This window comes from Pantoea sp. Pa-EAmG, from assembly GCF_030024295.1.
Classification (GTDB): domain Bacteria; phylum Pseudomonadota; class Gammaproteobacteria; order Enterobacterales; family Enterobacteriaceae; genus Pantoea; species Pantoea dispersa.
This window is the reverse complement of sequence record NZ_JASEWO010000253.1, coordinates 1-4,774: the sequence shown is the minus strand read 5'-3', so window position 1 is coordinate 4,774 and position 4,774 is coordinate 1. Positions and strand designations below refer to the sequence as shown.

Genomic DNA, 4,774 nt, shown 5'->3' with positions numbered 1-4,774 from the left:
TGGTGACCGTGCGAATGGGCAAACAGCTGGCCGCTGACCAGCAGCGCCCCCAGAGCCATTGCAAATTTCCCAATATGTGCAGCCAAAATAAAACCCTCACTCCGTTTTATAAGAGGGAGGATGTTATAATATAACATCTCAGATCGCAACCCGTCCGCGCACCCCGTCCTGCTCCATATTTTCACCTCGCCCGCGCTGAATAATGGTACCGCGCGACATCAGCAGATAGCTGTCCGCCAGTTCGGCGGCAAAGTCATAGAACTGCTCAACGAGCAGAATGGCCATATCGCCCCGGTCCGCCAGCGTGCGGATCACCTGGCCGATCTCCTTAATCACCGAGGGCTGGATCCCTTCGGTGGGCTCGTCGAGGATCAGCAGCTGCGGGCGGCTGGCCAGCGCGCGCCCTATCGCCAGCTGCTGCTGCTGGCCGCCGGAGAGATCGCCTCCCCGACGCTGCTTCATCTCTTTTAGCACCGGGAACAGCTGCCAGATCTCCTCGGGGACGCCCTTCGCCTCTCGCGCCGCGAACCGGGAGAGTCCCATCAGCAGATTCTCCTCCACCGTTAAGCGCGGGAATATCTCACGCCCCTGCGGCACATACGCCACGCCGGCCTGTACCCGCTGGTGCGGCTTGCTGTGGGTGATTTTTTTTCCCTGCCAGATCACCTCGCCCGTTTTCGCCGGGATCAGCCCCATCAGGCACTTCAGCAGCGTGGTTTTACCGACGCCGTTACGCCCCAGCAGGCAGGTCACCTCTCCGGCGGCGGCCTCAAAGCTCACGCCGCGCAGAATGTGGCTTCCGCCGTAATACTGATTCATTTCGTTAACCTGTAACATCACGGCTCCTTAGCGTCCAAGATAAACCTCAATTACCTGCTCGTTGGCCTGCACCTCGCGCAGCGATCCTTCCGCCAGCACGCGGCCCTGGTGCAGCACCGTCACGCGGTCGGCGATGGTTTCGACGAAGCCCATATCGTGTTCAACCACCATCAGCGAATGCTTGCCCGCCAGGGTTTTGAACAGCTCGGCGGTGTATTCCGTTTCTGCATCGGTCATTCCCGCCGCGGGTTCGTCCAGCAGCAGCAGGTGCGGGTCCTGCACCAGCAGCATGCCGATCTCCAGGAACTGCTTCTGCCCGTGTGAAAGCAGCCCGGCACGCCGATCCCGCTCGGCGCTCAGGCGCAGCAGTACCAGCATTTCATCAATACGATCGGTTTGCTCGCCGCTGAGCTTAGCCCGCAGGCTGGCCCAGACGGACTTATCGGTTTTCATCGCGATTTCAAGATTTTGCCACACGGTTAATGCTTCAAAGACCGTCGGCTTCTGGAACTTGCGCCCGATGCCCTGGCGCGCAATGGCGGCAGGCTCAAGGGCAGCCAGGTCAATGAACTGATCGTACAGCGCCTTTCCGCTTGTCGGCCGCGTTTTGCCGGTAATGACGTCCATCAGCGTGGTCTTGCCCGCGCCGTTGGGGCCGATGACGCAGCGCAGCTCGCCGACGCCGATATTGAGCGAGAGATCGGTCAGCGCCTGAAAGCCGTCAAAATTCACGTTGATGGCCTCCAGCTGCAGCACCGGGTCGGTCTGGTCGCGGTAGCGGTCGCCGGGCAGCTGGCGGGTAAATAATTCTTCGCTGGGCTGCATCATTTGTCTCCTTTACGCAACAGGCCGTAGACGCCGCGGGGCAAAAACAGCGTAACGGCGATAAAAATCAGCCCCAGGAACAGCTGCCAGTATTCCGGCATGGCCACGGTAAAGAGGCTTTTCGCGCCGTTCACCAGCGCCGCGCCCAGCACCGGCCCGATCAGGGTGCCGCGGCCCCCCAGCGCCACCCAGATAGCCGCCTCGATGGAGTTCGTCGGCGACATTTCCCCCGGGTTGATAATGCCCACCTGCGGAACATACAGCGCCCCCGCCAGGCCGCAGAGCACGGCAGAAAGCGTCCACACCAGCAGATTTAACGCGCGCGGATCGTAACCGCTAAACGTCAGGCGGTTTTCCGCATCGCGCACTGCCGTCAGAATGCGGCCAAACTTGCTCTTTGCCAGCGCGTAGCCCGTGCCCAGGGCAAGCAGCAGAAGCGTCAGGGTCGCGAGGTAAAGCGCAATGCGGGTGCCGGTTGCCGTCACGGAAAACCCGAGCAGCGTGGTAAAGCCGGTAAAGCCGTTGTTGCCGCCAAAGCCGGTTTCATTGCGAAAGAACAGGAGCATCCCCGCGTAGGTCAGCGCCTGAGTCATGATCGAGAAGTAGCCCCCCTTGATTTTTGAGCGGAAGGCAAACCAGCCAAACGCCAGGCCAAGCAGGCCGGGGATCGCCACGATTAACACCAGCGCCCAGGCGAAGTGCTGCGTGCCCCACCAGAACCAGGGCAGCTCACTCCAGGAGAGGAACGACATAAACGCGGGCAGCCCTTCCCCCGCGGCCTGCCGCATCAGATACATGCCCATCGCGTAGCCGCCCAGGGCGAAGAAAATACCGTGCCCGAGGGAGAGCATTCCGGCGTATCCCCACACCAGATCCAGCGCCACCGCGACGATGGCATAGCAGAGGATTTTGCCGATAAGGGTCAGCATCCACGTCGACAGGGCCAGCGGATGCGTGGCCGGAAGCAGCGCAAGAAACGGCAATATCAGCAAAAACGCGATCAGCACGCCGCCGATAAGCTGCGCGGCGCGCGGCGCTTTACGCGCCATCGTTAAGGTAAGCGGCTGGCTCATCAGTCAATGACCCTCCCTTTCAGCGCAAACAAACCCTGCGGCCGCTTCTGGATAAACAGAACGATCGCAACCAGTATCAGAATTTTGGCCAGCACCGCGCCCATCTGCGGCTCGAGGATCTTGTTGAAAATGCCGAGGCCAAAGGCCGCCGCCACGCTTCCGGCAAGCTGCCCGACGCCGCCCAGCACCACCACCAGGAATGAATCGATAATGTAGCCCTGGCCCAGCTCAGGCCCCACGTTGCCGAGCTGAGACAGCGCCACGCCGCCCAGCCCGGCGATCCCGGAGCCGAGGCCAAACGCCAGCATATCAACGCGCCCGGTCGGCACGCCGCAGCAGGCCGCCATGCTGCGGTTCTGCGTCACGGCGCGCACGTTCAGGCCCAGACGCGTTTTATTCAGAATGAGCCAGGTGAAGAACAGCACCAGCAGCACAAAGCCCAGCACCACGATGCGGTTCCAGGGCAGCGTCAGGTTGGCAAACACCTGCACGCCGCCGGAGAGCCAGGCCGGGTTGGCCACCTCCAGGTTTTGCGCGCCGAAGGTCATGCGCACAAGCTGGATGAGCATCAGGCTGATCCCCCATGTTGCCAGCAGCGTCTCCAGCGGACGCCCGTACAGATGGCGGATCACCGTGCGCTCCAGCACCATGCCAATTCCCGCCGTGATGCAAAACGCGACGGGCAGCGCCACAACGGGATAGAGCGCCAGCCACTGCGGCGTGAAGTGCCCCATCGCCTGCTGAACCATCCAGGTCGCGTAGGCGCCCAGCATCAGCATTTCGCCGTGCGCCATGTTGATGACCCCCAGCAGGCCATAGGTGATCGCCAGCCCGAGCGCGGCCAGCAGCAGGACCGACCCCAGCGACAGCCCCATAAAGGCCTGCCCGAGCAGGTCTCCCCACATCAGACGATGCTCAATCTGGCTGAGGCTCTCCTGAGCGGCGGCGCGCACGCGCGGGTCCGGTTCGGTTTGCGGCTGCGTGAACGGCGTCAGCGTTGACTGTACGTCCGGATCGTCAGACTGGCCCAGCAGCTCGACGGCCTTCAGTCGCGCCTCCGCCTGCGGGTTCGACAGCCCAAGCGTGGCCAGCGCCATCGTCAGCGCATCCCGTGCGACGGCATCGGTTTCGACCTCAGCGCGCTTTTGCAGAAAACCGACCATACCAGGCTGTGCATTACGCTGCAGCTGGCGGGCGGCGGAGCGCCTTTGCGTGACGTTGTCACTGACAAGCTGATGCGTTGCCAGCGCCGTAGCGGCTAAGACGCGCAGCCGGTTGGTCAGCCGTACCGCCTTGAGCGGCCCTGCCGCCGCCGCTGCGTCGCCCAGCGCGACGGTTTCCCCGCCGCTGCGCGTAAAGGCATGCTTTTGGGCATCGGCATACAGGCTCTCCTGCTGCAGCGCCTCAAGCAGAGGCAGCCGGGTCGGCTCCGGCGCAGCCGCCCACTGCTCAAGCAGCGCGGCCTGCTGACCGCGCGCTGCGGCGACAAAATCATCGGCGTCCGATGCCTGCGCCATCCCTGGCAGCAGTCCGGTAAGCCATACAATAGCGATGAACATGCGCATGGCGTTCATGACTTTTCTCCCTGCGGTTTTGGCTTAGTTGCTGGCGGTTTTCATCGGCTGTTCGGGCTTTTTGTCATTCCCGGCGATAAACGGACTCCACGGCTGGGCGCGCACCGTTTCTTCGGTCTGCCAGACCACGTTGCCCTGGCCGTGACCCTCGATTGCGCCGATCATCCCCGGCTTGTGCAGGTGGTGGTTGGGGGCATCCATGGTCAGGGTAAAGCCAGACGGCGCCTTGAAGGATTGGCCCGCCATGGCTGCGCGCACTTTATCCACGTCGGTCGTGCCCGCTTTTTCGACCGCCTGCGCCCACATGTGGATGCCCACGTACGTCGCTTCCATCGGGTCGTTGGTCACTACGGAATCGGCGTTGGGCAGCCTGTGCGCTTTGGCATAGGCTTTGTAATCGGCCACGAAGGTCTGGTTGGTTGGGTTATCAACGGATTCAAAGTAGTTCCACGCCGCCAGGTTCCCCACCAGCGGTTTGGCGTC

The 4,774-nt window shown here is 62.5% G+C and carries 5 protein-coding genes and 1 pseudogene; all 6 read right to left on the bottom strand.

Annotation, left to right across the window (positions count from 1 at the left end; all coding sequences use genetic code 11):
* A pseudogene (locus QMM04_RS23220) lies at positions 1–86 on the bottom strand (metal-binding protein ZinT); the annotation flags it as partial.
* 52 nt (positions 87–138) lie between these two features.
* Complete coding sequence (urtE, locus tag QMM04_RS20995; protein ID WP_282996932.1) at positions 139–837, bottom strand: urea ABC transporter ATP-binding subunit UrtE; 699 nt, start codon at positions 835–837, stop codon at positions 139–141.
* 9 nt (positions 838–846) lie between these two features.
* Positions 847–1,644, bottom strand: a complete 798-nt coding sequence (gene urtD, locus QMM04_RS20990; protein ID WP_282996933.1) for an urea ABC transporter ATP-binding protein UrtD — start codon at positions 1,642–1,644, stop codon at positions 847–849.
* Positions 1,644–2,717 (bottom strand): urea ABC transporter permease subunit UrtC, encoded by a 1,074-nt coding sequence (urtC, locus tag QMM04_RS20985; RefSeq protein WP_282996931.1) that lies wholly within the window; start codon positions 2,715–2,717, stop codon positions 1,644–1,646. The genes urtD and urtC overlap by 1 nt, the downstream gene beginning before the upstream one ends.
* Complete coding sequence (gene urtB, locus QMM04_RS20980; protein ID WP_282996930.1) at positions 2,717–4,291, bottom strand: urea ABC transporter permease subunit UrtB; 1,575 nt, start codon at positions 4,289–4,291, stop codon at positions 2,717–2,719. Before urtB ends, urtC begins: the two co-directional genes overlap by 1 nt.
* A 24-nt stretch (positions 4,292–4,315) precedes the next feature.
* Positions 4,316–4,774, bottom strand: a 459-nt coding sequence (locus QMM04_RS20975; protein WP_282996929.1) for a transporter substrate-binding protein, incomplete at its 5' end; no start/stop codon positions are given.